This window comes from Arthrobacter sp. TJ-254 (assembly GCF_058269175.1).
Window position 1 is genome coordinate 81484 of sequence record NZ_JBZCNF010000001.1, and the last position, 22970, is coordinate 104453.

Annotated in this window: 28 protein-coding genes; 13 read left to right on the top strand and 15 right to left on the bottom strand. The window is 67.4% G+C overall.

The window, feature by feature from the left end; all coding sequences use genetic code 11:
• Nucleotides 1-39 precede the first annotated feature (39 nt).
• Entirely contained in the window at nucleotides 40-651 is a 612-nt protein-coding gene (locus AC4D14_RS00400) for a hypothetical protein (protein ID WP_490899593.1), read from the top strand.
• A gap of 8 nt (nucleotides 652-659) precedes the next feature.
• Here the strand turns inward: AC4D14_RS00400 and AC4D14_RS00405 are convergent, their stop codons facing one another.
• Both AC4D14_RS00405 and dapD read right to left on the bottom strand, forming a co-directional pair.
• Nucleotides 660-1529, bottom strand: coding sequence for a hypothetical protein (locus AC4D14_RS00405; RefSeq protein ID WP_490899594.1), 870 nt, complete (start codon nucleotides 1527-1529; stop codon nucleotides 660-662).
• A 12-nt stretch (nucleotides 1530-1541) separates the two neighbouring features.
• Complete coding sequence (dapD, locus tag AC4D14_RS00410) at nucleotides 1542-2513, bottom strand: 2,3,4,5-tetrahydropyridine-2,6-dicarboxylate N-succinyltransferase (protein ID WP_490899595.1); 972 nt, start codon at nucleotides 2511-2513, stop codon at nucleotides 1542-1544.
• A gap of 33 nt (nucleotides 2514-2546) precedes the next feature.
• On the opposite strand from dapD, the gene dapE reads away from it, so the two are divergent.
• Nucleotides 2547-3641, top strand: a complete 1095-nt coding sequence (gene dapE / locus AC4D14_RS00415; RefSeq protein ID WP_490899596.1) for a succinyl-diaminopimelate desuccinylase — start codon at nucleotides 2547-2549, stop codon at nucleotides 3639-3641.
• Nucleotides 3642-3770: 129 nt separating this feature from the next.
• On the opposite strand, the gene AC4D14_RS00420 is transcribed toward dapE, so the two are convergent.
• The 4 genes from AC4D14_RS00420 to AC4D14_RS00435 form a co-directional block, all read right to left on the bottom strand.
• A complete protein-coding gene (locus AC4D14_RS00420) occupies nucleotides 3771-4649 on the bottom strand; it encodes an amino acid ABC transporter permease (RefSeq protein WP_490899597.1) in 879 nt (292 codons plus the stop codon).
• Nucleotides 4646-5323 carry an ABC transporter permease subunit gene (locus AC4D14_RS00425; protein WP_490899598.1) on the bottom strand — a complete coding sequence of 226 codons (678 nt, stop codon included), beginning with the start codon at nucleotides 5321-5323 and terminating at the stop codon, nucleotides 4646-4648. The genes AC4D14_RS00420 and AC4D14_RS00425 overlap by 4 nt, the downstream gene beginning before the upstream one ends.
• Before the next feature lie 77 nt (nucleotides 5324-5400).
• Nucleotides 5401-6243 (bottom strand): glutamate ABC transporter substrate-binding protein, encoded by an 843-nt coding sequence (locus tag AC4D14_RS00430; RefSeq protein ID WP_490899599.1) that lies wholly within the window; start codon nucleotides 6241-6243, stop codon nucleotides 5401-5403.
• Between the two features lie 61 nt (nucleotides 6244-6304).
• Nucleotides 6305-7081, bottom strand: coding sequence for an amino acid ABC transporter ATP-binding protein (locus tag AC4D14_RS00435; protein ID WP_490899600.1), 777 nt, complete (start codon nucleotides 7079-7081; stop codon nucleotides 6305-6307).
• A gap of 115 nt (nucleotides 7082-7196) precedes the next feature.
• Here AC4D14_RS00435 and AC4D14_RS00440 point away from each other — a divergent pair, with 115 nt between their 5' ends.
• The 5 genes from AC4D14_RS00440 (at nucleotide 7197) to AC4D14_RS00460 (ending at nucleotide 10489) form a co-directional block, all read left to right on the top strand.
• Nucleotides 7197-7997 carry an LOG family protein gene (locus AC4D14_RS00440; RefSeq protein ID WP_490899601.1) on the top strand — a complete coding sequence of 267 codons (801 nt, stop codon included), beginning with the start codon at nucleotides 7197-7199 and terminating at the stop codon, nucleotides 7995-7997.
• A 26-nt stretch (nucleotides 7998-8023) separates the two neighbouring features.
• Complete coding sequence (locus AC4D14_RS00445; protein ID WP_490899602.1) at nucleotides 8024-8356, top strand: DivIVA domain-containing protein; 333 nt, start codon at nucleotides 8024-8026, stop codon at nucleotides 8354-8356.
• A complete protein-coding gene (locus tag AC4D14_RS00450; protein WP_490899603.1) occupies nucleotides 8353-8964 on the top strand; it encodes a DNA-3-methyladenine glycosylase I in 612 nt (203 codons plus the stop codon). The genes AC4D14_RS00445 and AC4D14_RS00450 overlap by 4 nt, the downstream gene beginning before the upstream one ends.
• A 5-nt stretch (nucleotides 8965-8969) precedes the next feature.
• A complete protein-coding gene (locus AC4D14_RS00455) occupies nucleotides 8970-10157 on the top strand; it encodes a hypothetical protein (protein ID WP_490899604.1) in 1188 nt (395 codons plus the stop codon).
• Between the two features lie 164 nt (nucleotides 10158-10321).
• Entirely contained in the window at nucleotides 10322-10489 is a 168-nt protein-coding gene (locus AC4D14_RS00460) for a DUF3117 domain-containing protein (protein WP_081737717.1), read from the top strand.
• Between the two features lie 7 nt (nucleotides 10490-10496).
• Here the strand turns inward: AC4D14_RS00460 and AC4D14_RS00465 are convergent, their stop codons facing one another.
• Nucleotides 10497-11135: an O-methyltransferase gene (locus AC4D14_RS00465; protein WP_490899605.1), complete on the bottom strand. Its 639-nt coding sequence runs from the start codon at nucleotides 11133-11135 to the stop codon at nucleotides 10497-10499.
• Between the two features lie 266 nt (nucleotides 11136-11401).
• Here AC4D14_RS00465 and sigE point away from each other — a divergent pair, with 266 nt between their 5' ends.
• The gene (sigE, locus tag AC4D14_RS00470) at nucleotides 11402-12049 is read left to right on the top strand and encodes an RNA polymerase sigma factor SigE (protein ID WP_490899607.1); all 648 of its coding nucleotides are present in this window, start codon (nucleotides 11402-11404) and stop codon (nucleotides 12047-12049) included.
• A gap of 56 nt (nucleotides 12050-12105) precedes the next feature.
• Entirely contained in the window at nucleotides 12106-12498 is a 393-nt protein-coding gene (locus AC4D14_RS00475; RefSeq protein ID WP_490899608.1) for a sec-independent translocase, read from the top strand.
• Nucleotides 12499-12517: 19 nt separating this feature from the next.
• On the opposite strand, the gene AC4D14_RS00480 is transcribed toward AC4D14_RS00475, so the two are convergent.
• From AC4D14_RS00480 to AC4D14_RS00500, 5 genes are all read right to left on the bottom strand, one after another.
• On the bottom strand, nucleotides 12518-13639 hold the full coding sequence (locus AC4D14_RS00480; RefSeq protein ID WP_490899609.1) for an Mrp/NBP35 family ATP-binding protein: 1122 nt from the start codon (nucleotides 13637-13639) through the stop codon (nucleotides 12518-12520).
• Nucleotides 13636-14235 carry a DUF1003 domain-containing protein gene (locus AC4D14_RS00485; RefSeq protein ID WP_490899610.1) on the bottom strand — a complete coding sequence of 200 codons (600 nt, stop codon included), beginning with the start codon at nucleotides 14233-14235 and terminating at the stop codon, nucleotides 13636-13638. The genes AC4D14_RS00480 and AC4D14_RS00485 overlap by 4 nt, the downstream gene beginning before the upstream one ends.
• Nucleotides 14228-15511 carry a magnesium transporter MgtE N-terminal domain-containing protein gene (locus tag AC4D14_RS00490; RefSeq protein ID WP_490899611.1) on the bottom strand — a complete coding sequence of 428 codons (1284 nt, stop codon included), beginning with the start codon at nucleotides 15509-15511 and terminating at the stop codon, nucleotides 14228-14230. Before AC4D14_RS00490 ends, AC4D14_RS00485 begins: the two co-directional genes overlap by 8 nt.
• 130 nt (nucleotides 15512-15641) lie before the next feature.
• Nucleotides 15642-15944, bottom strand: coding sequence for a DUF3040 domain-containing protein (locus tag AC4D14_RS00495; protein WP_490899612.1), 303 nt, complete (start codon nucleotides 15942-15944; stop codon nucleotides 15642-15644).
• 440 nt (nucleotides 15945-16384) lie between these two features.
• Nucleotides 16385-17062, bottom strand: a complete 678-nt coding sequence (locus tag AC4D14_RS00500; protein WP_490899613.1) for a winged helix-turn-helix transcriptional regulator — start codon at nucleotides 17060-17062, stop codon at nucleotides 16385-16387.
• Between the two features lie 99 nt (nucleotides 17063-17161).
• Here AC4D14_RS00500 and AC4D14_RS00505 point away from each other — a divergent pair, with 99 nt between their 5' ends.
• Complete coding sequence (locus AC4D14_RS00505) at nucleotides 17162-17530, top strand: hypothetical protein (RefSeq protein ID WP_490899614.1); 369 nt, start codon at nucleotides 17162-17164, stop codon at nucleotides 17528-17530.
• Nucleotides 17531-17541: 11 nt separating this feature from the next.
• Here the strand turns inward: AC4D14_RS00505 and AC4D14_RS00510 are convergent, their stop codons facing one another.
• Complete coding sequence (locus AC4D14_RS00510; RefSeq protein WP_490899615.1) at nucleotides 17542-17862, bottom strand: hypothetical protein; 321 nt, start codon at nucleotides 17860-17862, stop codon at nucleotides 17542-17544.
• Between the two features lie 316 nt (nucleotides 17863-18178).
• Between AC4D14_RS00510 and AC4D14_RS00515 the strand changes: the two genes are divergently transcribed.
• Both AC4D14_RS00515 and AC4D14_RS00520 read left to right on the top strand, forming a co-directional pair.
• Nucleotides 18179-18439 (top strand): CGNR zinc finger domain-containing protein, encoded by a 261-nt coding sequence (locus AC4D14_RS00515; RefSeq protein WP_490899616.1) that lies wholly within the window; start codon nucleotides 18179-18181, stop codon nucleotides 18437-18439.
• Nucleotides 18440-18543: 104 nt separating this feature from the next.
• Nucleotides 18544-19359 carry a YflT domain-containing protein gene (locus tag AC4D14_RS00520; RefSeq protein WP_490899617.1) on the top strand — a complete coding sequence of 272 codons (816 nt, stop codon included), beginning with the start codon at nucleotides 18544-18546 and terminating at the stop codon, nucleotides 19357-19359.
• A gap of 112 nt (nucleotides 19360-19471) precedes the next feature.
• Here AC4D14_RS00520 and AC4D14_RS00525 read toward each other — a convergent pair whose 3' ends face one another.
• Complete coding sequence (locus tag AC4D14_RS00525; protein ID WP_490899618.1) at nucleotides 19472-21034, bottom strand: aminopeptidase P family protein; 1563 nt, start codon at nucleotides 21032-21034, stop codon at nucleotides 19472-19474.
• A 172-nt stretch (nucleotides 21035-21206) separates the two neighbouring features.
• Between AC4D14_RS00525 and AC4D14_RS00530 the strand changes: the two genes are divergently transcribed.
• Nucleotides 21207-22049 carry a PHP domain-containing protein gene (locus AC4D14_RS00530; protein WP_490899619.1) on the top strand — a complete coding sequence of 281 codons (843 nt, stop codon included), beginning with the start codon at nucleotides 21207-21209 and terminating at the stop codon, nucleotides 22047-22049.
• A gap of 43 nt (nucleotides 22050-22092) precedes the next feature.
• Here AC4D14_RS00530 and AC4D14_RS00535 read toward each other — a convergent pair whose 3' ends face one another.
• A complete protein-coding gene (locus tag AC4D14_RS00535) occupies nucleotides 22093-22968 on the bottom strand; it encodes a DNA-methyltransferase (protein ID WP_490899620.1) in 876 nt (291 codons plus the stop codon).
• Nucleotides 22969-22970 lie beyond the last annotated feature (2 nt).

A 22970-nucleotide genomic window follows, 5' to 3' on the forward strand; every position in this document is an offset into this window, starting at 1 on the left:
CTATCCTTGGGAGCAGTACCTTCGTGCCTAAGGAGGCCCATGACGCATCAGCCGTCCCTTCCCGGCGGGCGCTTCAGCGTCGATACCTCGGAGGTACTTCTCGTTGCCCTCTATCTGCGCGACCGTGTCGGCCTTCACGGCATCGGCGAACCCGCGATGCCGCCGGTGCGCCCGGAGGTGCGGAGCGTCGATCCCACGCAGCTGATCGACGACGTGGGCGGCCACGAAACCCTGCGCGTCGAATGGGAAGCATGGTGGCACCTGCTGGTTTCCGGGAAGCTGTCCGATGCGGTCCTCCCGTCGCCTCCCGACTTCACCGAGCTCAACGGCTCTCCGGCCCTGCAGCGGGTGGCCCGCGCCCACTTCGGTACCGCGATCGAATGGGCGGAGGAGCGGTGCGCCGAGTATGCGATCCATTCCGGGGTGCGCGGCGGAAAACTCGAAGGAACCCTGGCCCGGCTCCTTGAGGAGCGCGAACTCGAACTGGGGCGGCGGGCGCGGCGGTTCACGCTCGATGTTGTCGAGCTGCCCCTCGGGGCCCGCCGGGCGTGGTGGGTGGAGCCCGACCGGCTCCTGATGTGCCAGGACCTTGCCGATGATGAGGCCGCGCTGCGCAGTTATGTCGAACCGGTTGTGAAAATGCTCGCCTGATCGGGTGGTTATGCGGGTTCTCCGGCGACCGTGATGGTCAGCCGGTCCGCGGTGGTCGCAAAGGTCTGCCAGGTTCCTTCAGAGCGCTGCCACTGCTGCCCGCCGAACGACACGGCGGTGATGGACAGCCGCTCGGCGTTGCCGACCGCCCAGTGCGCGGCCGCCCACCCGGCCGCCTCCGCGGCGTCGACCGTGTACACCTCACCTTCGGCCGACCCGCCGAGGGGGCCGAACGCGGCCTCGGCGGCTGCGGCGACCTCGACGGTGCTGCCCGCCGTTGAGGGCTCGCGCAGCACGCACGTCAGGGCCGCAGGGGACTGCCCGGTGAGCGCCGACGCGAAGGCGCGGCCCTCGGGTTCATGGTCGGCATAGGCTTCGGGGTAGGCGCTTCGCTGGACGCTTTGCGCCGCCTCGGTGATGGGCAGCGATTCGTAGCCCGGTATCCGCACGAGTGCGTCGTAGAAGGCTCCGGCAGCGTACCCGGGGTCGAGAATCTGTTCCTCGGTGCCCCAGCCCTGCGAGGGCCGCTGCTGGAACAACCCCCGTGAATCGGGGCCGGCGTCGTCACCGTAGTCAAGGTTCCGAAGCCCTGATTCCTGGATGGCCGTGGCAATCGCAATCGACGCGGCCCGCGCGGGAAGCCCGCGCGCCACTGCCACTCCCGCGATCAGGGCGGCGTTCTGCGTCTGCGGCGGAGTGAGCTCGTACTGGACTCCGCCGACCTCAGCGGTGCAGCGCTCCCGGACCAGGATCTCCGAGTCGTTGAACTGGGCAACCGCAAGGCATGCCCCAACCGCTGCGAGGGCGACCAGTGCAGCCGGAACCGCGATCCTCAGGGTGCGGCGCGGGGCCGGTGGCCGTGCGTATCCGCTCGTCACAGGAAGGCGTGCTCAGTTCGCGTGGAGCGCGGCGTTCAGCGTGATCCCGGTTCCCGTCCTGGGCCGGGCCTCGACCACCCCTGTTGTCGAGTTGCGCAGGTAGAGGATTCCGGACTGCCCGGAAAGCTCGGCGGCCTTGGTCACGCTGCCGTCGGGCAGGGTGACCTTTGTGCCGGCGGTGATGTAGAGCCCGGCTTCGACAACGCAGTCATCGCCGAGGGAGATGCCCACACCGGACTGCGCTCCGAGCAGGCAGCGCTCTCCGATCGTGATCTTCTGGGTTCCGCCCCCGGACAGGGTGCCCATGATCGAGGCGCCGCCGCCGACGTCGGACCCGTTGCCGACGACCACGCCCGCGGAGATCCGGCCTTCGACCATCGACTGGCCGAGGGTGCCGGCGTTGAAGTTGACGAAGCCCTCGTGCATCACCGTCGTGCCTTCAGCGAGGTAGGCGCCTAGCCGCACCCGGTCGGCGTCGGCGATGCGGACGCCGGAGGGGAGCACGTAGTCGACCATGCGCGGGAACTTGTCAACGGCGAAAACGGTCACCGGACCGCGGGCGCGCAGCGCGAGGCGTACCTCGTCGAAGCCCGCGACCGCGCATGGGCCATGGTTGGTCCACACGACGTTGGCGAGCATGCCGAAGATGCCGTCGAGGTTGATGCTGTTCGGCGCGACGAGCCGGTGCGACAGCAGATGCAGCCGGAGGTAGGCGTCGGCTGTGTCGCTCGGCGGCTCGTCGAGGCGGATCGACGTCGAAACCACTCCGGCCGAGGTGCGCCGCAGGGGGTCGGCGCCCTCCCCGGCGAGGCCTTCGAGCCGGGCACGGAGTTCCTCCGAGGCGGCCGGCGCGCCACCCAAGCCGGGCGCGGGGTACCAGACATCGAGGACGGCGCCATCCTCGGCGGTTGTCGCAAGACCCAGGCCGTAGGCCGTCCGCGATCCTGCATCAGTTCCGGAAAGATCAACTGCGCTCTGCGTCATGGCCCCCAGTCTACCGAGGGATAGGGTTGGAAAATGACCCAGCCCAGCCTGAAACTCCTCGATCCGACAACCGACGTCGCCCTGCTTACGGCCGACCTGGTGAACATTCCCAGCGTGTCGGGCAATGAAAACGCACTGGCCGACGCCATCGAAAGCGTGCTGCGTGCGCTGCCCCGCCTCGAAGTGCTCCGCGACGGCGATGCGATCATCGCCCGCACCTCGCTGGGCCGCGGCCAGCGGGTCATCCTCGCGGGCCACCTCGACACGGTGCCCCTGCCCGGGGCCGCCGGCGCACGAGGCACGGTGCCCGGGGTCTGGGACGGCGACGTGCTCTACGGCCGGGGAACGACGGACATGAAGGGGGGAGTGGCGGTGCAGCTCGCCCTTGCCGCAACCCTCGCCGACCCGCAGCGCGATGTCACCTACGTCTTCTATGACAACGAGGAGGTCGAGGCGTCGCTGAGCGGGCTGGGGCGGCTGGTGCGGAACCACCCGGCGTGGCTGGAGGGCGACTTCGCCGTCCTGCTCGAGCCGACGGCGGGCACTGTCGAGGGAGGCTGCAACGGCACCGCCCGCTTCGAGGTCACGCTCTCCGGAAGGGCAGCGCATTCGGCGCGCGCCTGGATGGGGGAGAACGCCATCCACGCCGCCGCCGAAGTCCTGGCCCGGCTCCGCGACCACGTCCCGGCCACCGTTGCTGTCGACGGCCTTGACTACCGGGAGAGCCTCAACGCGGTGATGATCCACGGAGGAACCGCCGGCAACGTGATCCCGGACCGCACCGTTGTTGAAGTGAACTACCGGTTCGCGCCGGACAAAAGCCCCGACGAGGCCGAACAGTACGTCCGCCGGCTGCTCGAGGGCTTCGAGGTGGAACGCACCGACGCCGCGGCGGGAGCGCGCCCAGGCCTCCAGCACCCTGCGGCGGCGGACTTCGTGGCGGCGGTCGGGGCGGTTCCGCAGCCGAAGTACGGCTGGACGGACGTGGCCCGCTTCAGCGAACTCGGGATTCCCGCCGTGAACTTCGGGCCGGGGGATGCGCTTCTTGCCCACTCCGACAACGAGCACGTCCACGCCGACGAGGTGAGGCAGTGCCTCACGGCGCTGCGGACCTGGTTGTCGGCCTAGCCCGGATCTCCGCGGCGCCGGCCGGGATTCCCGCGGCGCCGCAACAGCAGCAAAACGAAGGCAGGGCACGCGCCGCGGTGCGTGCCCTGCCTTCACTGTTTATGCCGTGGGCCCCGGACGGGGGCGGGGCTAGGCCGCCGTCACCCCTTCGGGTTCGGCCTTCACGACCCCGTCCTGTTTGTCATTGCCCACCTTCACCTTGGTGCGGAAGCTCAGCAGGCCCGAAAGCCGGGTTGCCAGCGCCGAGAGGGCGAAGTTGATGACGATGAAGATCAGGGCGGCAATGAGCAGGGACTGGAGCAGGTTGCCCTCGCCCACCCCGAGCCGGCGTGCGTTCTGCAGCAGCTCCGGGAAGCCGATGATGTAGCCCAGGGCCGAGTCCTTGAGGATCACGACGAACTGGCTGACCAGGGCGGGCAGCATCGCGATCAGCGCCTGCGGCACCTCGATGCTGCGCAGCGAGCGCATTGGGGTCATGCCGATGGCGAGGCCGGCCTCGCGCTGGCCTTTCGGCAGGCCGTGGACGCCGGAGCGGATGAGCTCGGCGATCACCGAGCCGTTGTAGAGCGTCAGTGCCACGACGACGGCCACGAAGGGGGCGTCGTCGACAAGGTTCGAACGCCCCAGCGCCAGCCAAAGGAAGATCATCATGAGCAGCACCGGAACCGCCCGGAGGAACTCGACGACTATCCCTGCCACCCAGCGCACCGGAGCCAACGGGGCGAGCCGTCCAAGCCCGAAGACCAGACCGAACACGATGGAGGTGACCACCGCGACGGCGGCCGCCTTCAGGGTGCTGAGCAGGCCCGGAAGGATGAAGTACTGCCAGGTGCGGCCCTCGAGGAAGGGCGTCCATTTGGCGGGCTCCAGCTGCCCCTTTCCGGCCAGCAGGAAAATGATGTAGGCCACGAGGCCGGCGACCAGGAGGGCGCCGATCAGGTTTCCCACGAGGATGGTGCGCCGCGCCTTGGGCCCCGGCGCGTCGAACAGGACGCTTTGGGCGCTCATCGAGCCACCGCCAATCTCCTGGACGCCCAGGTGGTAAGGAGGCCGACAGGGATCACGATGATCACGAAGCCCAGGGCGAACGTGAAGAAGATCGGGATCACGAGGTCGGCGCGGAACTCGATCATGGTCTTCATCAGGCTTGAGGCCTCAGCGGCAACGGACCCGGCAGCCGCAACGGTCGAGTTCTTGATCAGCGCGATCAGCACGTTGCCCAGCGGGGCGATCGCTCCGCGGAAGGCCTGCGGCAGGATGATCAGGCGGGCGGCGGGAAGGAAACTCAGCCCGATCGCCCGCGCTGCCTCGGCCTGGCCGAGGGGAACCGTGTTGACGCCGCTGCGGATCGCTTCGCAGACGAACGCCGCGTGGTAGAGCGACAGGCCGAGCACGGCAAGGCGGAAGAAGTTGAGGTCGAAGTCCTGGGTGAGCACCACCTGCAACTGGCCGTACAGGCCCAGCACGCCGAACGCGATGATGATGGTCAGCGGCGTGTTGCGGAAGATATTTACATAGGCGGCGCCAAGCCACTGCAGGCTTGGGATGGGCGAGATGCGCATCAGTGCGAGCAGCGTGCCGAGCAGCAGGGACCACAGCGCGGCCCAGAACGTCAGCTGGATATTGACCCAGAACGCGGCCGGGACGTCGTACGTCTGAAAGAGCGACAGGAAATTATCCAAGGTTCACCTCTTTGTTGGTGTTGAACATGCGATGGTGGGGCTGCCCGACGGGCAGCCCCACCAATACCGGGAGGTGATTACGCGCAGGCCTCGGGCTCCGGCGGGTTCAGTTCCTTGTTGTACGAGTAGTCGGCGCCTTCGGTGTTGACCTTCAGCGCCTCTTCCCACGCACCATCGTCGATCATCTTGGTGATGGCCGTGTTGACGTCTTCGCAGAGTTCGCTGCCCTTGGGCAGGCCGACGCCGTAGCGCTCCTCCGAGAAGGGGGCACCGACGACCTTGAACTGGCCGGCATTGGCCTCCTGGGCGGCAAGGCCGGCGAGGATGATGTCGTCGGTTGTGACGGCATCGATCTGGCCGCCGCCCATCACGCTGACGCACTCCGCGTAGCCGGGCTGCTCAACGAGGTTGACGTCCGGGTACTTGTCCTTGATCTTCTGCGCCGAGGTGGAGCCGGTGACCGAGCACAGGTTCTTCCCCGCGAGGTCCTCGGGGCCCTTGATGTCGCTGTCCTTGGGGACAAGAAGATCCTGGCCGGCGACGAAGTACGGCCCGGCGAAGTCGACTGTCTGCTTGCGCTCGTCGGTGATCGAGTAGGTCGCGAAAATCATGTCGACTTCGTTGTTCGACAGGAGGTTCTCGCGGTTGGCCGAGGGAGCCTGGACGAATTCGATCTGCTCTTCGGTGTAGCCAAGCTCCTTGGCCACGTACTTCGCAACGTCCACGTCGAAGCCCGAGTAGGAGCCGCCTTCATCGAATCCAAGGCCCGGCTGGTCGAACTTGATGCCGATCTTGACGGATTCAGCGTCGCCCTCGCCGCCGGTTCCACCGCTCTCATTTCCGCCCCCGCCTCCACAGGCCGAGAGCGTGAGGGCTGCGGCTGCTGCCATGGCGGCAGCTGCATAACGGGTCTTTCGCATGATTTCTCCTTGCGTTGCGGCCAACAGGCCTTGACGGTGCAGTGATGAAACTTGGTGTGGGTCAGTGGGCGAGGATCTTCCCGAGGAAGTCCTTCGCGCGGTCGCTCCGCGGATTGGTGAAAAACTCCTCGGGGGTGGCCTGCTCGACAATCTGGCCGTCCGCCATGAAGATGACGCGGTCGGCGGCCCTCCTGGCGAAGCCCATCTCGTGGGTGACAACGATCATTGTCATGCCCTCCTTGGCGAGCGAGACCATCGCATCGAGGACTTCGTTGATCATCTCGGGGTCGAGGGCCGAGGTGGGCTCGTCGAAAAGCATAACCTTCGGCTTCATGGCCAGCGCCCGCGCGATCGCCACGCGCTGCTGCTGCCCGCCGGAGAGCTGCGCCGGCAGCTTCTGGGCCTGGTTGGCAACGCCGACGCGTTCCAGGAGGGACATCGCGAGGTCCTTGGCTTCCCTGGTTTTCATTCCCTTGACCTTCACGGGCCCGAGGGTGACGTTTTCAAGAATCGATTTGTGCGCAAAAAGGTTAAAGGACTGGAACACCATTCCCACGTCGGCGCGCAGTTTGGCCAGCGCCTTGCCCTCGGCGGGCAGCACTTTCCCGTCAATGCGGATTTCGCCGTCGTCGATGGTTTCGAGGCGGTTGATCGCCCGGCACAGGGTCGATTTTCCGGAGCCCGAAGGGCCGATCACAACAACCACTTCGCCGCGGGCAATTTCGAGATCAATATCTTTGAGAACGTGCAGCTCGCCGAAGTGTTTGTTCACCTTTTTCAGGGATACGAGGGGGGCCGCTGAAGACGCGGTCGTAGACGGCTGCGGTTCACTTGTCATGGGAAGAATCTAGCGAACGAATGCCCTCTGGCAACACTTACGCGCCCAAAAAGGAAAATTGTGATTCAAGAGCAACCAAATCCCGGGCGGGCTCCGGGGCGGCTAGCCTAGGAGGATGCCTCACCTGAACCGAGCCCCGAACGACGACGCCAGCCAGCCGGAAACCCCCGGACAGACGCCTCCTGCCACGCGCCGCCGCGGGCAGGTTGAACTCCGGCGGGCGCAGACGGCGGTGCCCCAATCCGACAGCTTCCTGCTGGACTCGGAGGAGGGGCCCCTCTTCACGAAAACCGACCCGTGGCGGGTGCTGCGGATCCAGAGCGAGTTCGTCGAGGGTTTCGGCACCCTGTCCCAGCTTGGCCCGGCAATAAGCGTCTTCGGGTCGGCCCGCACACCCCGCGACTCGCCGTTCTACGCGCTCGGTGAGGACATCGGGCGGCGCCTGGTCGGTGCCGGGTACGCCGTCATCACCGGAGGCGGCCCCGGGGCCATGGAGGCGGCGAACAAGGGCGCCTGCGAGGCGGGAGGAATGTCGGTCGGACTTGGCATCGAGCTGCCTTTCGAACAGGGAATGAACGAGTGGGTCGACCTCGGCATCAATTTCCGTTACTTCTTCGCCCGCAAGACAATGTTCGTCAAGTACGCCAGGGGCTTCGTCGTCCTGCCCGGCGGTTTCGGCACCCTCGATGAACTCTTCGAGGCGATGACCCTCGTCCAGACCCGGAAGGTCACCTCCTTCCCGATCGTGCTGATCGGCGTCGACTACTGGGGCCCGCTGTGGGACTGGGTAAAGGGAACCCTCCTTGCCGAAGGAATGATCTCGGAAAAGGACCTCGGGCTTGTCCACCTGGTCGACGACGCCGAGGAAGCAGTGCGGCTCGTCATCGCCGACACCAAAACCCATAAGGAACCCTGACCGGCGGTCTCTGGCACCATGGCTCTGTGAGTATCTTCCTCGTTCTCCTCGCGATCGCGTTGCTGGGCGGCACCGCCGTGCTGGCCGCCGGCCTGCGGTTCCCCCTCCGGGGCGGCCGGCGGGTCCCTGCGGCGGTTCCCGGGCTCGCCGAACCGGTCGCCTCCCTGCCCCCGGTGCTCCTGCCGGACAACCCCGCCGCTGCCGACGTCGGACGGGTGCGTTTCGGACTAGGCCTGCGGGGATACCGCATGGATCAGGTCGACGAGGTCCTTGACCGCCTCGCCGAAGCGCTCGCAGCGCGGGACGCCCGGATCGAGGACCTGCTGCGGCGGTGCCCCAGCGGTGGAGCGGAACGGTGACGGGCGCAGTTCCCGGATCGGACGGGCGGCTGCGGTGCGGGTGGGCGGTGTCCACCACCGAGTACGAGCGCTACCACGACGACGAGTGGGGCAGGGTCGTCACCGGCGACGCCGCGCTGTTCGAACGGCTCAGCCTCGAGGGCTTCCAGTCCGGCCTGAGCTGGCTGACCATCCTGCGCAAGCGCGAAGCGTTCCGGGAGGCGTTCGCAGGGTTCGACCCGCTGCGCGTTTCCCGTTTCACCGACGACGACGTCGCGCGGCTGATGGCTGATGCGGGTATCGTGCGCAACCGGGCGAAGATCCTTGCCACGATCGCGAACGCCAAGGTCGTCGCCGCCTTCCCGGAAGGCACCACCTTGGGCGGGGTCTTCGAAGCCTTCCGCCCGCCGGCCGGACCGGCCCCGGCGTCCCTTGAGGAAGTGCCGGCTGTCACGCCCGAGTCGACGGCGCTGGCCAAGGAACTGAAGCGGCTGGGCTTCCGATTCGTTGGCCCAACCACCGTCTACGCAATGATGCAGGCAACCGGTTACGTCAACGACCACCTCGACGCCTGCTGGGTCCGGCACACCCGGCCCGCGGATACCAGCTCCGCCCCGTCGGCGCCTTGACTGGAGTGCATCCGCGCGCCTGGCCCTGGCCGGTGCAGGTCCTGCTGGTCTACGGTGCGGCGCGCATCGTCTCCACTGCGGTGCTCCTTGCCGCCGCGGCCGTCCAGGCGCCGAGCCCCTGGGCGGCGGCGTCGCCCGGATACTTGTCCTTCGTCGCGTTCTGGGACAGCGGCTGGTACGAGAGGATCTTCGAGGAAGGGTATCCACCGGAGCTTCCCCGGGACATCGACGGCGCCGTCTCACCCAACCAGTGGGCGTTCTACCCACTGTTCCCGGCCCTGGTCCGGCTGCTCCACTCCCTTACGGGCGCAGGATGGCCGGTGCTCGCACCAATCGCCGCAACGGCGTGCGGGTTCGCCGCGGCCCTGGTCATCTACCGGTTGTTCCGGCTCGCCGCGGAACCCCGCGACGCGCTGTGGGGCGTGGCCTTTGTCGCGTTCCTTCCGGTTTCCCCGATCCTGCAGATTCCCTACGCGGAGTCACTGAACCTGCTGCTGCTGGCGTTGTCGCTGCTGCTGGTCTTCACGCGCCGGTACCTCACCGCCGTTCCGGTGGTCGTCGCCATGTGCCTCTCCAGGCCCGCGGGGGTCCCCTTCGCGTTGCTGCTGCTGATCCTGTTCGTGATCGAACTGCTGGCGCTGCGCCGGCGGCCCCCGGATGCCCCAGCCGACCGAAAAACCGGCGGCGCGCCGCTCCGGCTCGCCGTGCTGGGCCTCGTCACCGGAGCCGCGGCGCTGGCCTGGCCTGCCGCGGCGTGGGCCGTCACGGGGGAGACGAACGCGTACGTCGAAACGGAGACGGCGTGGCGCGGTGAGGAACTTGCACCGTTCGCACCCTGGCCGAACGCGGCGGCGGCCTACCTCGGGCCGGTGGGAGGCCCGCTGGCGCTGCTGGTCCTCGCGGCAGGGTGCTTCCTCCTGTTCCGGTCACGGCCGGTCCGCAGCCTGGGCGCCGGCCCCGTGAGCTGGTGCGCGGCCTATCTTGTGTACCTCGCCGCGTTCTGGAATCCCCAGTCGAGCACCTTCCGGATCTTGCTTCCGCTCTTTCCCCTCGCGCTCGCGGCGGCCCTCGCCTCGCGGTCCCCAACGTACCGGTGGGCCGTCCTGGCGGTGTGCCTTGTCCTCCAGATCGTGTGGGTACGGGTGCTCTGGGCCTGGAGCCCGGTGGTGGGAAATGCCGACTATCCACCATGAAACTGTGATCCACGCCGCACGCGGATTAGCTCGCCGGTTGATTGTGCTGAATAATGTATTCGATGACGTGTGCTGGCGCGTCGTGCCCAGCAGGGCGCTGCCGCACACCGCTTACTGACGCGGCGCCGCTGGCCGGCAACGCACTGTTGAAAGGGACGATCCTTATGGCTGCCATGAAACCGCGAACCGGCGACGGACCGATGGAAGTCACTAAGGAGGGACGCAGCTTGATCATGCGCGTGCCCATCGACGGCGGAGGTCGCCTGGTGGTCGAACTCAATGCCGAAGAGGCAGGGAAGCTGAAGGACTGCCTGCTGACGGTGACCGGCTAGCAGCCGCTCACTTCTGGCGTTTCACGGCGAGCAGGAGCCCCGACCCAGTCGGGACCAGGGCCGAGAGGAGCTGGTCGTTCTCGCGGATCGTCTTACCCACCTGGCGCAGGGCATTCGTCGAGGACTCCCGGATCGCGGGATCAGCAACCCGGTCGGCGTCCAACGCGTCGTTGACGATCAGCATCCCGCCCGGCTTCAGCAACCGCACCGCCTGGTCGACGTAGAGCGGCAGTCCCGCTTTGTCGGCGTCGATGAAGACGAGGTCGTAGGCGGAGTCGGTGAGGCGCGGGAGGACATCCGAGGCACGTCCGGAAATCGTGCGCGTCCGGTTGCCCGGGATCCCGGCCTCGGCGTAGGCCTCGCGCGCCGTGCGCAGGTGGTCGACATCGGAATCGATCGTCGTGAGCACCGCGTTCCGGCCCAGTCCGCGCAGGAGGCATACCCCCGACACTCCTGCCCCGGCACCCACCTCGACGGCTGTCTGTGCCTTGGAGCCTGCGGCGAGGACGGTCAGCGCGGCACCGACTCCGGGGGACACCGGCGTCACTCCCAGCTCGTAGGAGCGGTCGCGGGCGCGAAGGAGTACTTCGTCCTCGACGGGAAGTCCCTCAGTGTATGACCAGCTGCTCTGCTTGTCCGCGGCCATCGGTGTCCGTTCTTTAGTAATGTGCAATGTCGCAGGTCCCCCAACCCGCCTCCAACACTACTGCCGAAGCCGGAGCCCCGCGCGCACCGCTGCCCGGTGGCTCCCGCATAATTACCAGCCAGTTCCCAGCTTTGTACTGAAGAATTTTCTTTATTGGGGCATCCAGCCACCCCGCCGCAACGAATCACGGTGATCAGGACCGCATCACCGCGGCCTTGAACGGCACCGCAGCGAAATGGCTGTTGAAAGGCGATAAGGGGAAACAGATGTCTAGCCCAAGGGCGGCAGCCGCCGCCGAGCAGACCGTCCCGCATGTCGACCGTCCCTACGGGGGCGACGCGCAGGAGGCCGACTGGGTCGCACCGACGTGGGAAGAAGTAGTTACGGTGCACTCGCCAAAGGTGTACCGGCTCGCATACCGGCTGACCGGCAACAAGTTCGACGCGGAGGACCTTACCCAGGAGGTGTTCGTCCGCGTGTTCCGGTCGCTGGCGAATTTCAAGCCCGGAACTCTCGATGGCTGGCTGCACCGGATCACCACCAACCTCTTCCTCGACCAGGCCCGGCGCAGGACACGGATCCGGTTCGACGGGCTTTCCGAGGAAGCCGAAGCCAGGCTGCCCACCGGGCACCCCGGCCCCGAGCGCAGCTTCGAGTTCAACAATCTCGACATCGACGTCCAGGCGGCCCTCGATGAGCTGCCGCCGGATTTCCGCGCCGCTGTGGTCCTCTGCGACCTTGAGGGGCTCGCCTACGACGAGGTGGCGCGTGTCCTCGGCGTGAAGCTTGGAACAGTCCGTTCGCGGATCCATCGGGGCAGGACGATCCTCCGCGAGAAGCTGGCGCACCGCGACCCGCGTAAGCCCGCGAAGCCTCCCGTGCTGCAGCTCCCGCGGATCGCCGGCATCGGGTAGTTCCCCCGGCGGCCGACGAATCGCCCGGCCGCGGGAGGGAAAGGTAGTCTTTTCACGTGTTCGGAATCAACGGTCTCGAGTTTGTGGTCTTGGCGATGCTCGCCGTTGTGATCCTGGGTCCGGAGCGGCTTCCGGAGTACGCGGCGCAGCTCGCCCGCCTGGTAAAGGGCCTGCGTAGGATGGCCAGCGGTGCCCGCGAGCAGCTCCGCGAAGAGGTGGGGCCCGAACTCGACGAAGTCGACTGGCGGAAACTCGATCCCCGCCAGTACGATCCGCGGCGCATCATCAAGGAAGCGCTCCTCGAGGACCTCGACGACACCTTCAAGCCCGTCAGCCCCGACGGCCCGGCGGCCGCCCGATCCACCATGCCGCCGTCGGCTCACACCGCTGCGGCTCCGGTGCGGCTCGCCTCGGGCCAGCCGGCACCGTACGACGCCGAAGCGACGTAGGCAGGCGTCCGCAGGGCGGTCAGCGGGGCGATACCGACAGTTTGGTTCCCGCAAGGCCACGGGGCCGGCGCGCCAGAGAGTGGGCGATGCTCCGGAGGGCGCCAGCGGCCGGCGACGAGGTCGTTTCGAGCACGATCGGGGCTCCGGCGTCGCCGCCCTCGCGCAGTGCGATTTCGACTGGGACACTGCCCAGCAGGGGCACTTCCGCTGAAAGGGTCGCGCTCAGCCGTTGGGACAGTGCCTGCCCTCCGCCGGAACCGAACAGCTCGATGCGGTCCCCTCCGGGCAGGTCAAGCCAGGACATGTTCTCGACCACCCCGACGACCTTCTGGCCCGTTGAGGCCGCCATGGCCCCGGCTCGTTCGGCCACATCTGCGGCCGCGCTCTGCGGGGTGGTGACGACGAGGAGCTCGGAGCGGGGCAGCAGCTGCGCCACCGAGATGGCGATGTCCCCGGTTCCCGGCGGCAGATCGAGGAACAGGGCGTCGAGGTCGCCAAAGTAGACATCGGTGAGGAATTGCTCAAGCGCCCGGTGGAGCATAGGGCCCCGCCAGGCCACCGGCTGGTTGGTGTTGACGAACATGCCGATCGAAATGACCTTCACCCCGTAGGCAACAGGCGGAAGGATCATCTCGTCAACACGCGTTGGCTGCTGCGTGATCCCCATCAGGGCGGGAACGGAAAAACCGTAGACGTCGGCATCGATGATGCCCACGCGCAGGCCTTCGGCGGCCATCGCCGTCGCAAGGTTCACCGTGACCGTAGACTTGCCCACTCCGCCTTTTCCGCTCGCCACGGCGTAGACGCGGGTGAGGGATCCTGGGTCATTGAAGGGGATTCCCCGCTGACCGCCGGCGCCGCGCAGCATCGTCTTGAGCGCATCGCGCTGCTCCTGGTTCATCACTCCAAGATCGACGCTGACGGAATTGACGCCTTCAACCCCGGCCAGCGCGTGCTCAACGTCTGCGGTGATCGTCTCCTGCAGCGGACAGCCGGAGATTGTGAGCAGCACCCTCACCGTCACTGCACCTGACGGATCGGCGTCCACACGGTCAACCATTCCCAGCTCGGTGATCGGCCGGCGGAGTTCGGGGTCAAGAACGGAGCCGAGGGCCCCGAGGACCGCAGCCTCTGAAATCACTGGCTGTCGCTCGCGACCGGTGGGGTCACGCGGGGCAGGCCCATGGTGTTCTCCGACGGCTTCCTGCGCGGTTTCTTGGTGAGGGCTATCTCCTGGCCGTCGGCCGCTTCAAGGATTTCCTCGAGGGCCGAGCGAAGCTCGGACCGGACATAGTCCCTTGTGGCAACCTCACGGAGGGCAATGCGGAGTTCCGCGATTTCCCGGGTCAGGTACTCGGTGTCGGAAAGGTTCCGCTCCGCGCGCTGCCTGTCCTCACGCAGCGACACGCGGTCACGGTCATCCTGCCGGTTCTGGGCCAGCAGCAGCAGCGGTGCAGCGTAGGAGGCCTGGAGGGAAAGCATCAGCGTCAGGGCCGTGAACCCCAGGGCCGCGCTGTCCCACCGGGCGTCCGCCGGTCCCCAGGTGTTCCAGACCAGCCACAGCACGCAGAACACGGTCATGTAGAAGAGGAACTGCGGCGTGCCCATGAAGCGCGCGAAGTTCTCGGTTGCACTGCCGAACCGGTCGGGGTTGGGACGCAGCCGGGGAATCACCCGTTTGCGGCTCTCCCGTGGGGTGTCAAGACCGGTCGAGGTCGATCGGATTCTCTCAGCCACGTGTTCCTCCCCGCCTTAGTGCGCGTGTGTCGTCCTGGGCCCGCCAGTCATCGGGCAGGAGATGGTCAAGCACGTCATCGACGGTGACGGCGCCCACCAGCCTGCCCTCCTTATTGATGATGGGCAGCGAGTTGAGATTGTAGGTCGCAAGGATGCGGGAGACCTCGCTGATATTGGCCTGGTCACTGACCGGTTCGAGGTCGGCATCGAGGATATTGCCCAGCTGCTCCGGTGGCGGGTATCGCAGGAGCTGCTGGATGTGCACCACGCCGAGGTACCTGCCGGTGGGCGTCTCAAGCGGCGGGCGGCAGACAAAGATCGATGAGGCAAGGGCCGGGGTGAGCTCCTCGCGGCGCACGTGGGCCAGGGCTTCGGCCACCGTCGCCTCGGGCGGGAGGATGACAGGGACGGTCGTCATCAGGGAACCGGCGGTGTCCTCCTCGTACTGCAGGAGCCGGCGCACGTCGTCGGCGTCGTCGGGCTCCATGAGCTGGAGCAGCTCCTCCTTCTGCGCCTCGGGCAGTTCGTTGAGCAGGTCGGCGGCGTCGTCGGGGTCCATCTCTTCGAGGATGTCGGCGGCGCGCTCGCGGTTCAGCGAGGAAAGGATCTGGACCTGGTCATTGTCGGGCATCTCCTGGAGGATGTCCGCCAGCCGGTCGTCCTGAAGCTCCCCGGCCACCTCGAGGCGGCGCTTGTTGCTCATCTCGTGAAGGGCTTCGGCAAAGTCGGCGGCCTTGAGGTCCTCGTGCTGCGCGACGAACTGGGAGGCGCCCTGGGGCTCGTCCGCGGCGCCGTGGTAGGCATCGAGCCAGTTGATGATGAGACGCTCACCTCCCCTGCGAAGACTGCGCAGTGCAGAGGTGGGGCCGCCGCGTCGGATGAACAGCTGCGACACGTGCCAGTCGCCCGTCCTGTTCTTCTCCATCGCGATGTCCTCGATGACCGCGTCGCCGGAGCCGTCCCGCAGGGTGACCCGCCGGTCGAAAAGCTCACCCACAACGAGCAGTTCGGCGCCGCGCTGCTCGAAGCGGCGCAGGTTCACCAGCCCCGTGCAGATGATCTGCGACGTGTCCATTGAAGTGACCCGGGTCATCGGGACGAAAATGCGTTTCTTCCCGGGGACCTCGATGACGATTCCGACTACCTGGGGTTCCTTGAGGGGGCCGCGGTCGATCACGACGACGTCGCGCAGCCGGCCCAGACGGTCGCCCAAGGGGTCGAAAACATCGAGGCCGAGCAGGCGTGCTACGAAGACGCGGGTCGGATTGGTATTCACATGCCAAGGCTACTTCCCGGCGTGCCTTCCGGTGTATTCGGTGACGGTTTTGAGCCCTGGCTCCCACCGGACGGGCACCGCCGGAGCCCCGGGCGGGCATCGACGGGGGACGGGGAGGGGGTGCCGGCGCCTACTCGGCTTCCCGGAACCGCGGCCCCGGGGTGGCGTTTGCGAGGGCGAAGTAGATTCCGGCGCCCATTGTCGTGAAGCCAAGGATGCCGACCAGGATGCTGGTGGTCGGGTTGGACAGCATTACCGCGATGAGCAGGGTCAGGAACCCGGCGAGGTCGGCGAGCACGCCGAGGACGATCCGGCGGTTCGAGACGGCGGAGGTTGGGGCTGGGGCCAGTGCCGCGGCAAGCTGGGGGTCGTCGTCCCGGAACTGTTTCTCAAGCTGGTCGAACAATCTCTGCTCGTGATCCGAAAGCGCCATCGGGATCTCCTTGGGTGTCCTTGAGGGGCGGGGGAGGGGGAAGTGGTGCGAGGAAGCGCGCGGGAGCGTTTTTCTGGTCTGTCGGACCGTATGGGCCGCCAGGCTGTGTACCACGCAGGTATCATGTCCTCGGTTAGGACTATTCAGTCCCAGTAAACTACCAACTCGCACCAGCCGGCGATAATTCCTTGTTCGGAGAAAGCGGGGGGAGGCTTCCAAGGCGCGGGAACCCCGATCGCTCCGCAGGAGCCCTTCCTGAGGCTGCGCTGCGCCGGCTGTACGGGCCCTCCAGTGGGAGCAGGCATAGGCGTCAGGTGGTTGCGCGCTCGCCCGCGGTTGCGCAGGGAGCGCGCCCCGCCGCACCCGCTCGACCTTGCCGCGGGATGGGCGCGGTGGAGCGGTCGGCCATGCCCTGGCGGGGCTGGCCGGGAGTTCGAGGCTTAGCTGGCCAGTTCGGCAACCCCGCGCAGCTGCGTAGGCGGTACGGAGAAGAGGGTGAAGAATTCAGCCGCGACGGCGGGGTCGCCCTCCAAGGTGATCCGCCCGGAGGCGAGGGCATCCGGGACCATCTCTCCACTGAAGATCAGGTCCCACAGGGCAAGCACATCGCCTGTCACGTCCACGTCGACCGATCCGGCCGGGGTCCGCCGGACATCGATTGACTGGGGCGTAACGGAAACCGTGAAGACGTCCCGCCCGATATGAAGGCGAAGCTTCGCCTCGAACATCGACTCCGTTGGGGGGTAGTAGAGCGCCTTCAGCAGGAGGATAAAGGCGTCGGAGCTCATGCCCTTGGTCGGCCGGTGTGCGATATGGGAGCCCCACCGCGAGAGTTCGAGAAGGATTGTCTCAAGCTGGTACCCGCGCTCGGTAAGTTCGTAGGCCGGAACGCTCGCCGGCGGGCCCAGCTTGACGCGATGGAGGAGGCCGGATCCCTCGAGGTCCTTGAGGCGCTGGCTCAGGACGTTTGGACTTGCGTTGGGCAGGCCGGCCCGCAGGTCGCTGAATCGCTTGGGTCCAAGCAGGAGCTCGCGGACAACCAGCATCGACCACCGCTCGCCCACCGCGTCCATCGCGAGGGCCGCTCCACAAGAGTCGTCGTAGCTTCTTTGTGCCATATGGGAATTATATCGCAGCCGCAGAAGTTGGTACTAGGCAAGGATCCAACTGTCCTACATTTGAACTACTAGAATCACCCGGCGCATCGAGGAGCAACGATGGAAACCGCAGTCATCCCCGCGGACCGCATCTTTGGAACCGACTGGACCCCGGCCCAGCTTCAGGCCATTGCGGAGCGCTACGAGTTCATCCAGTCGCACACCCTGTACAGCAGCACCGCAGTCCGGGTTGCCCCGAAGACCCAGGTGATCGACCGCGCGGCCCTGCGGGCGCTCGTTGCCCGGACCATGGGCCGGGTCGAGGGAACCTACTGGATGGTTGCCGCAATGACGATGGCCCATCTCGCCATCAGTTTTCCCCAGTTGCTCACAGAGGAGCAAGTTTGTCTGTTGCTTGACCCGATCGCCGCGGGGGAGAGCCTCGCCGAGGCCGGCCGGGTTCATCAGGTCACGGCCCTGGCTGCCTGAACCGCTGCCCTCTACCCGACCCTTCCCGAACCGCCCAGCCCGACCGAAGAGGATCCGATGGCAAATTTCACGTCGCTGCGTGCAGCGGCCCTGACCTTCCTGGCCGCCGCAACACTTGCGGCATGCGCCGGCTCCACCGCAACACGCGCAGCGTCCGGACCTTCAACGACGGCTTCGTCGAGCACCTCTTCCTCGCCGGTCCTCCCGTCTCCGACGCTCGCCGAGGGGCGTGTGAGTGAGTCGAGCAGCCTTCGGGAATCGGTGACGGCGGCTCCGGCGCTCTGACATCCGCCGGTGCGGGTGGAGCCACCGCAGTTGGTGGCGCCTTTCACTCATCCGGCATCTGGATGAACGCGCAACCCGCCTTTCGTCCAGCCGAGGTCCAGGCGATGCCGGGCTGAACCTGCGGGTTCAGCCGGAGAGCCGGACGTCGTCGACGTCGAGCAGGATTGCAGCGAAACCGTGGTCGGCGATGTTGTTTTCGTCCCGGAGCAGCACGCGCCGGCGGGAAGCACGCCGGGCCACCCGATCTGGATGCCGTCGGACGGCTGCGCGATGCGCTGTTCCGGACTCTGGATGAAGACCCGGCGGATCAGGAGTGCGCATGGTCAGAGGTGTCGGAACTGCTCAGCTCGATGACCTTCAAGCGTGTGTTCAAACCCTCGGAAGTTTCGGCTGCGGCCCGTCGCGGGCGACGCCGACCTGGGAGGCATCGCAGCAGCGGTGCACACCCTCGTCGAGGCGAACGGCTGGCCGCGCCTGCGCGTGTGCCCGAACCACCTGTGCGACATGGCGTTCTACGACGCCACCCGGAGCCGCACGCAGAAATGGGACTCCTTCGAGACCTGCGGCAACAAGGCGAACGTCGCCGCCCACCGGGCGAGGCTGCGGGAGCGCGAAGGGAACTAGCAGCCTTCGGTGCTCCGCGTGGACAGGGGACAGGAGGAAGCGGCGCGAGTTCACTCCCAGCGATACTCCAGCGCGGTGGGCCGGATGTGGTGAAGAATGGGCCCATGTCGAATCCTCTTGGACGCACACCCTCCCGCGATGAATCCCGCACGCTCCCGCGCGGTGAGACCGTGGGCCGGTACACCGCCTACCTCGACGCGCAAAAGGCCGTCGACTATCTGGCGGACAATAAGTTTCCCGTCGAACGGGTCTCGATCATCGGCAATGACATCAAGACCGTCGAGCGGGTCACCGGCCGGCTCAGCTACCCCCGCGTCGCGCTGGCCAGCGCCGCGACGGGCGCCTGGTTCGGCTTCTTCGTCGGCCTCATCCTCACCCTCTTCGGGGGAAGTGAGCCCTACACGAGCCTGCTCTCCTCGATGGCGCTCGGTGCCGTCTTCTGGATGCTCTTCGGAGTGCTCACCTATGCGTTCCAGCGGGGCAAGCGCGACTTCACCTCCACCAGCCAGGTCGTCGCGACGAGCTACGACGTGATCGTTGACCCGACGGTTGCAGCCGACGCCCGCCGCAGGCTCCAGGACCTGCCGATGAACGGCCAGGCCCAGCACCCGGGCGGCGGTGCGGTCTGGGGACCTCCGCAGGGTGCTGCCGGACAGCCCGAGGCCAGGCCCCAGGTTCCGCAGGAGGCCCGGCCGGCCGTGCCGGCGGCACCGGCCGACGCAGCGCCGGACGCCGAGGGGCCAGCCGCGGAGCCGGAAGGACCGCGGCGCGGGCAGTTCCCCGACCTCCCCGACGGACGCCCGCAGTACGGGGTGCGGGTTGATACTCCTGCACCTCCCCGCGGAGACCCCGGCTCCGAGCCCGAGGCCCGCCCCGAGGCCTCCGGCTCAACGCAGGTCCAGCCACCCAAGGACCGCTGACCGGCGCGGCCGGCGGCCAGAACCGAGCGCAGGCGACAAGCGGCGAAGACAGCGAAGTGCCCGGCACCGGGAATCGGTGCCGGGCACTTCGCTGTTGACGGGATGTGGAAGGCTACTCGCCGGTGGGGCTGTAGATTCCCGCCATCCAGGCTTCGACGTCGTCAGGATCGCGGGGGAGCGCGGCGCTGAGGTTGACGGGGCCATCCGCAGTGATGAGGATGTCGTCTTCAATACGCACGCCGATCCCGCGGTACTCCTCGGGAACCGAAAGGTCTTCTGCCTTGAAGTAGAGCCCGGGTTCAATGGTGAAGACCATGCCCTCGGTGATGACCCCGTCGAGGTACAGCTCCCTCCGGGCCTGGGCGCAGTCGTGGACGTCCATGCCCAGGTGGTGGCTCGTGCCGTGGGGCATCCACCGCCGGTGCTGCTGGCCCTCGGAGGAGAGGACCTGCTCAAGCGGTGCGGGCAGCAGGTTCCATTCGTTGAGACGCTCGGCCAGGACGGTCACCGCGGCAGTGTGCACGTCGCGGAACTTCCGCCCCGGCTGCGCTGCGGCGAATCCTGCGTCGGCGGCCTCGAGCACGGCCATGTAGACCCGGCGCTGCACCTCGGAGTACGTGCCGTTGACCGGGATGGTGCGCGTGACGTCGGCGGTGTAGAGGCTTTCCGCTTCGACGCCGGCGTCGAGAAGCAGCAGGTCCCCGGCGTCGACGCGGCCGTTGTTGCGGATCCAGTGGAGCACCGTCGCATTGTTCCCTGAGGCTGCGATCGTGTCGTACCCGAGGTCGTTGCCCTCCTCCCGGGCGCGTGCGAAGAACGCACCCTCGACGACGCGCTCGCCCCGCGGGTGGGAGATCGCCCGCGGGAGCTGGCGGACCACCTCATGGAAGCCGTTGACCGTCGCGGCGACCGCCGTGCGGAGCTGCTCAATCTCCCATTCGTCCTTGATCAGGCGCAGTTCCGAGAGGGCCTCGGCGAGCTTGGCATCGAGCGCGTCGGACTTCTCCAGGTCGACGCCGGTGTTGATGCGGGAGGTGTCCACGAGCGCGTCGACGTTGAAGTCGACCTCGCGCAGCAGGCGGATGCTGCGCCCCCCGATCTGCGGCACTCCGGCGTCCTTGGTGATCGCGGTCTCGAGCTCGGCGAGGTCCGCGGTCTCGAGGGCGAGCTGGGCTCCGAGCTGGGCGCGGGAGGGGCGCGGGCCGATCCAGAACTCTCCGTACCGCGCATTGGCGTAGAACTCCGCGCTGTCGCGGCCGGCGAGCTCACGGAAATACAGGGTGGCGGCGTGGTTTCCGCCGTCGTCGCCCGTGCCGTTCTCGACGGGTTCCATGACCAGCACCCCCTCGGGCTCGTGGTCGAGCCCGAGACCGGTGAGGTGCGCGAATCCGGAGTGGGGGCGGAAGCGGTAGTCGGTGTCGTTCGAGCGCACCTTCAGCGGGCCGGCGGGCACGACGAGGCGCTCACCCGGGAACTGCTCGGAGATGGCCCTGCGCCGCCGGGCCGCGAAGGACGCCACGGGCGCCTTCTCCGGCAGTTCGGAGGCGTCGGCGGCCCAGCTTGAGGCCATGAAGGCCTTGAAGGCATCCGAATCCGGGCGCTGTGACCGGTTTTCGTTGCGGCTGGATAGGGGCTGCTCTTCCGGGGTCACCGGGGTGGCATCGGGTTCGGTCATTGGCGCTTTCGGATTCTCTGCTGTAGTCACCCGATCATCGTCTCACCGGTCCCTCGGGCGGCCAAACATTTGGGCGCGGGGCTGCACCCCGGGGCTCCGCGGGCCAAATGCCGCGGCGGATCCGGCCCGCTGCGGGTGCGCTGCCCCTTTGTGCAGGGCGTAGATTGGGGTGGTGAGAATTGACCTGCACACGCACTCAAACATCTCCGACGGCACCGAAGATCCCGCGGAGCTGATTGAGTCGGCGCATCGGGCCGGGCTCGATGCCGTGGCGCTGACCGACCACGATTCGACAGGAGGCTGGAACGCCGCCGCCGCGCGGGCCGAGGCCCTCGGGGTGACCTTCGTCCCCGGTATGGAAGTCTCCTGCCAGACCGACACCGGGATCAGCGTCCACGTCCTGTCCTACCTTCACGACCCGGAGCACCCGGGCCTGCGTGCCGAGATCGAACGCTCCCGCACCGCACGCCGGACCCGGGCCCGCCGGATGGTTGAACTCCTGTCCGAAGACTTTCCGATCTCGTGGGACCTCGTCCAGGAGCACCTCAGCGACGGCGCAACGGTGGGGCGTCCGCACATCGCCGACGCGCTGGTGGCGCTGAAGGCGGTGCCCACACGCAGCGAGGCGTTCGAGAAGATCCTCACAGTGCGTTCAAAGTACTGGGTGGGGCACTACGCGCCGCCGCCCGCCGAGGCTGTCGAGCTGATCCGCCTCGCCGGAGGGGTTCCGGTGTTCGCCCACCCCTGCGCCTCCAACCGGGGCAGGGTGGTGGGAAACCCCGTGTTCAACGACATGATCGACGCCGGGCTCCTCGGGCTGGAGATCGACCACCGCGACAACCCCGAGCCGTCACGGATCGAATTGCACCGGATCGCCGCCCGGCACGACCTCTTGGTGACAGGGTCCAGCGACTATCACGGGACGGGCAAACCCAACCGGCTGGGCGAGAACCTCACCCAGCCCGACGCGCTCGCGCGCATCGCCGAACGCGCCACCGGCCGCGCCCTGCGCTGACCGGACGACGGGCTGGGCAAAGCTGCGCCCGGTCCGGGTGCACTCAGGCCGGCGTGCGCCCGGCCTCGGCTCCGCAGTACGCGGCGAGCCGTGTGCGCATGACCGCCACCGCCTGCGGGTTTTGGTCAACGCAGACGAACCTGCGGCCAAGTTTCCCCGCAACGGCGCCGAGGGTCCCGGATCCTGCGAAAAAGTCGAGCACCCAGTCGCCCTCGCGGCTGCTTGCTGCGACGGCGCGCCGCAGGAGTCCCTCCGGTTTTTGCGTCGGGTATCCCGTCTTTTCCCGGCCGGTGGGGGAGACGATCGTGTGCCACCACACGTCCGTTGGCAGCTTGCCCAGCGCCGCCTTCTCCGGCGTCACGAGCCCGGGCGCCATGTACGGCTCGCGGTCCACTTCCGCACTGTCGAAGTGGTATCGCTCAGGGTTCTTCACGTACACCAGGATGTTGTCGTGCTTCGCGGGCCACTTCCGCTTGGCCCGGGCGCCGTAGTCGTACGCCCAGATGATCTCGTTGAGGAAGCATTCCCGCCCGAACAGGGCGTCAAGCATCACCTTGGCGTAGTGGACTTCCCGGTAGTCCAGGTGCAGGTAGAGCGTCCCCTCGTCCGAGAGGAGCCGCCAGGCCTCGACGAGGCGCGGTGCGAGGAACTCCCAGTAATCCTCGAACGCGTCGTCATAGCTGGCGAGCATCCCCTTGACGGTGGAGTAGCTCATGCCCTTGAACCCGACCCGGTCGCCGGTTCCGGGCTCGCTGCGCACCATCGTTGTCTGCTGCCGCCGCTGGGCCCGCCCCGTGTTGAAGGGCGGGTCCACGTAGACCATCGCGAACGAGGCATCGGGCAGCGTTGGAAGATAGTCGGCGTTGTCTGCGTGGACCACGAGGTTGTCGCCGTCCGGGGTCCAGACAGGTACCGTCATTG